Annotated in this window: 4 protein-coding genes; all 4 read left to right on the forward strand. The window is 73.8% G+C overall.

Annotation, left to right across the window (positions count from 1 at the left end):
• Positions 1 to 63: 63 nt before the first annotated feature.
• Positions 64 to 1,467, forward strand: coding sequence for a type I glutamate--ammonia ligase (locus AOK24_RS05940; RefSeq protein ID WP_055718996.1), 1,404 nt, complete (start codon positions 64 to 66; stop codon positions 1,465 to 1,467).
• 1 nt (position 1,468) lies between these two features.
• Entirely contained in the window at positions 1,469 to 2,581 is a 1,113-nt protein-coding gene (locus AOK24_RS05945; RefSeq protein ID WP_055718997.1) for an amidohydrolase family protein, read from the forward strand.
• Between the two features lie 15 nt (positions 2,582 to 2,596).
• A complete protein-coding gene (locus AOK24_RS05950) occupies positions 2,597 to 3,136 on the forward strand; it encodes an NUDIX hydrolase family protein (RefSeq protein WP_107103903.1) in 540 nt (179 codons plus the stop codon).
• Positions 3,136 to 3,352 (forward strand): (2Fe-2S) ferredoxin domain-containing protein (locus tag AOK24_RS50240; protein ID WP_240553683.1); only part of this gene is annotated, 217 nt, incomplete at its 3' end. The genes AOK24_RS05950 and AOK24_RS50240, both read left to right, overlap by 1 nt.
• Positions 3,353 to 3,823: the final 471 nt, after the last annotated feature.

A 3,823-nucleotide genomic window follows, 5' to 3' on the forward strand; every position in this document is an offset into this window, starting at 1 on the left:
ACCCCGCACCCCCGGACGTGAAACCCTGGCCCAAAAGCCCGACTTGCCCGAGGAGCGCCCCCTATGACCACCCTCACCGACCCGATCCCCGGCGGCAGGCCGGGGGATGTCGAGCGGGCCGTGTCCCTGGCCGAGACGCTGGCCGCCAGGAACGTGCACGGCGTCGTCCTCGCCTACGTGGACACGGCCGGTGTGCACCGCGTGAAGTCGGTCCCGACGGCGAAGCTCCCCGCCGCCGCGGCCTGGGGCGTGGGCATGTCGCCGGTGTTCGACACGTTCCTCGCGAACGACCACGTCGTCACGACGGACGTCCTCGGCTCCCCGGACGGCGACCTGCGCCTCTACCCCGACCTGGACCTGCTGACGGTGCTGGCCGCGCAGCCGGGCTGGGCGTGGGCGCCGGTCGACCGGATCACGCAGGACGGCGAACCGCACCCGGGCTGCTCCCGCACGGCCCTGCGCCGGATCACCGAGCGCGCGGCTCTCGACCACGGCGTCGCCTTCCGCGCGGCGTTCGAGGTCGAGTGGATGCTCGGCCTGGGCACGGCGGCCCCCGGCGAGTTCGTGCCGGTGACGACGGCTCCGGCGTACGGGGCGACGCGCCAGGTGGAGCTGGGCGCGTTCCTCGCGGACCTGCTGGCGGCGTGCGCGGCGCAGGAACTGGACGTGGACCAGGTCCATCCGGAGTACGCGGCGGGCCAGTTCGAGATCTCGGTGGGCGCGGCGGACCCGGTCGCGGCGGCCGACCGCTGCGTGCTGACCCGGCAGACGATCCGCGCGGTGGCTCAACAACACGGTCTGCGCGTCTCGTTCGCCCCGGCGGTGGCGGCGACGGGCGTCGGCAACGGCGGCCACGTCCATCTCTCGGCATGGCGGGAGGGCCGCAACCTGCACACGGGCGGCGACCGCAGGCACGGCCTGACCCCGGAGGCGGAGTCCTTCGCGGCCGGTGTCCTCGCGCACCTGCCCGCGCTGATGGCGCTCACCGCGCCCAGTCCGGCGAGCTATCTCCGGCTCAAACCGTCCCAGTGGGCGGGGGTGTTCACCGCGTGGGGCCTGGAGACGCGGGAGACGGCCGTCCGTCTGGTCCCCGGCACAAAGGGTCACCGCGCCGAGCAGGCCAACCTGGAGGTCAAGCCGATCGACCTCGCGGCGAACCCGTACGCGGCGCTGACCGGCCTGATCGCCGCCGGGCTCGACGGCCTCGCCCACCGCAGGGACCTCCCGCAGGAGACGACGGGCAACCCCGCCGCGCTGGCTCCGGGCGACGCCGAGCGCAGAGGAGTCCGCCGGCTGCCCGCCTCGCTCGCCGAGGCCGTCGCCGAGTTCCGGGAGGACAAGGTCGTGCGCGCGGCCCTCGGCCCGGTCCTCGCGGACGCGGTGATCGCGGTCCGCGAGGGCGAACTGGCCGCCGTACAGGGCCTGGACGACGAGCGGGTCGCCGCCGCCTACCGCTGGGCCTACTGACATGCGGGTCCACGAGGCGCTCGCCGAACTGGAGCTGGTGGACCACCACTGCCACGGCGTGGCCGCCCACGACCTGGCCCGCCCGGCCTTCGAGTCCCTGCTCACCGAGGGCGGCATCACCCCCTTCGACACCCCGACGGGCATCGCGGTACGGCGCCACTGCGCACCCGTCCTGGACCTCCCGCCGCACGCGCCGCCGGACGAATACCTGGACCGGCGTGCCGAGTTGGGCGCCGAGGAGGTCAACCGGCGGTTCCTGCACGCCTCCCGCACCGGCGCCTACCTCGTCGACACGGGCCACACCCCGCTCCCCCTCACCACCCCCGCCGAACTCGCCGACGCCGCGCGGGCGAGAGCGTACGAGGTGGTCCGGCTGGAGCCGATCGCCGAGGAGTTGAAGGCGCGGGGAGTCGAACCGAGCGCCTACGCCGAGGAGTTCACGCGGGCCGTCCACGACGCCGTGCGCGCTCCGGGAGTCGTCGGCGTCAAGTCGGTGGCCGCCTACCGCACCGGGTTCGCCCTCGCGCCGACACGCCCGGCCGCGCAGGAGATCGAGCGGGCCGCCCGGAAGTGGCTCGGGGGCGCGGGCCGCCTCGACGACCCCGTACTCGTCCGCCACCTGCTGTGGACGGCCGTCGACCTGGGACTGCCGCTCCAGCTGCACACCGGGTTCGGGGACAGGGACATCCGGCTGCATCACGCGGACCCGAGTCTGCTGACCGACTGGCTGCGTGCGGTGCCGGGTGATGTGCCGGTGCTGTTGCTGCACTGCTGGCCGTTTCAGCGGCAGGCGAGCTATCTGACCTCGGTGTTTCCTCAGGTGTACCTGGATGTGGGGCTCACGCTGCACCATGTGGGGCCGGTGCGGGCGCGGGCCGTGCTGGCGGAGGCGCTGGAGATGACGCCGTTCGGCAAACTGCTGTACAGCTCGGACGCGTACGGTGTGGCCGAGTTCTACGCGCTCGGCGCGCTGGCGTTCCGGCGGGGCCTCGGGGACCTGCTCCAGGACCGGGTGGACGCGGGCGAGCTGAGTCCGCCCGACGCGGTACGTCTCGCGAGATGGGCGGGTGCGGAGAACGCCAGCCGGGTCTACCGGTTGTCCGACCGGTTCTGAAAGTATGATCAAGCAATGTCTGACATGACCGAGACCACGCCCGGTTGGCTGAGCCAGGACGAGCTTGAACTGGCCCGCGCCCGGATGCCGATCCTGTACGTCGAGGCCGTGCCCGTCCGCGTGGACGACCGGGGCGAGATCACCAGCATCGGCCTGCTCCTGCGCATCGGACCGGACGGCGATGTCAGCCGGACCCTGGTCTCGGGCCGGGTCCTGCACCACGAGCGCGTCCGCGACGCCCTGCTGCGCAACCTGGAGAAGGACCTCGGGCCGGTCGCGCTGCCCCGGCTGCCGGCCGCGCTCCAGCCGTTCACGGTGGCCGAGTACTTCCCGACGCAAGGTGTCACCCCCTACCACGACCCGCGTCAACACGCGGTGTCGCTGGCGTACATCGTTCCGGTGACGGGTGACTGCCAGCCGCGTCAGGACGCGCTCGACCTCGTCTGGTTCGAGCCGCAGGAGGCCGCGTCGCCTGCCGTGCAGAGCGAGATGCCCGGCGGGCACGGGTTCCTGCTGCGCCAGGCCCTCGCGCACGTCGGCCTCTCCGCGTCCTGATGTTCCCCTCCCAGCGCGGCGCCCCCTGCACGGTCGTGGTGTGCAGGGGCTGCTGCTGCGGCGACCGCCGCAAGCACCCCGGCTTCGACCATGCCTGGCAGCTCGACCGGCTCCGCGCCTCGGCCGCCGCGTCCGGCGGTACGTTCACCGTCCGCACGACCGACTGCCTCGGGCCCTGCGACCAGGCGAACGTCCTCGTCGTCCAGCCCTCCACCANNGGACGACGACGCGACGGAGGAGATCATCGCGTGGGCCCAGGCGGGGGGCCCGGGGGTGGCCGAGCCACCGACGACCCTGGAGATGCAGTTCGTGAAGGCGCCTAAGGGGAGCAGGGCGCGCAATCGGCGGTGAGGGAGCAGGGCCCGGGGCGACGGCGAGGGAGGCCGGGCCCGGGGCGATGGTGAGGAGGCGGTGCAACCCGGCTCGGGTGGTCGCGCCCCCGCCGGGCGCCTCCGGCTCCGCGATCGCCCCGCGCTGAACACGGTCGCTCTCCCCGAACGGGGTCGCGCCGTACCGGCAGCCCCACCCGGCGTCCCCGAGGCCGTACCGCCCCCCCGTTCCCCTCACCTCACGTCCTCACCCCCGTCGGCTCCTCCGTATCGTCGAGGAACCCGCCCGACTGGTGCTGCCACAGCTTCGCGTACACCCCCTCCGCCGCGAGCACTCCCCCGTGGCTCCCCTGCTCGA

The organism is Streptomyces niveiscabiei (assembly GCF_001419795.1).
Taxonomy (GTDB): Bacteria; Actinomycetota; Actinomycetes; order Streptomycetales; family Streptomycetaceae; genus Streptomyces; species Streptomyces niveiscabiei.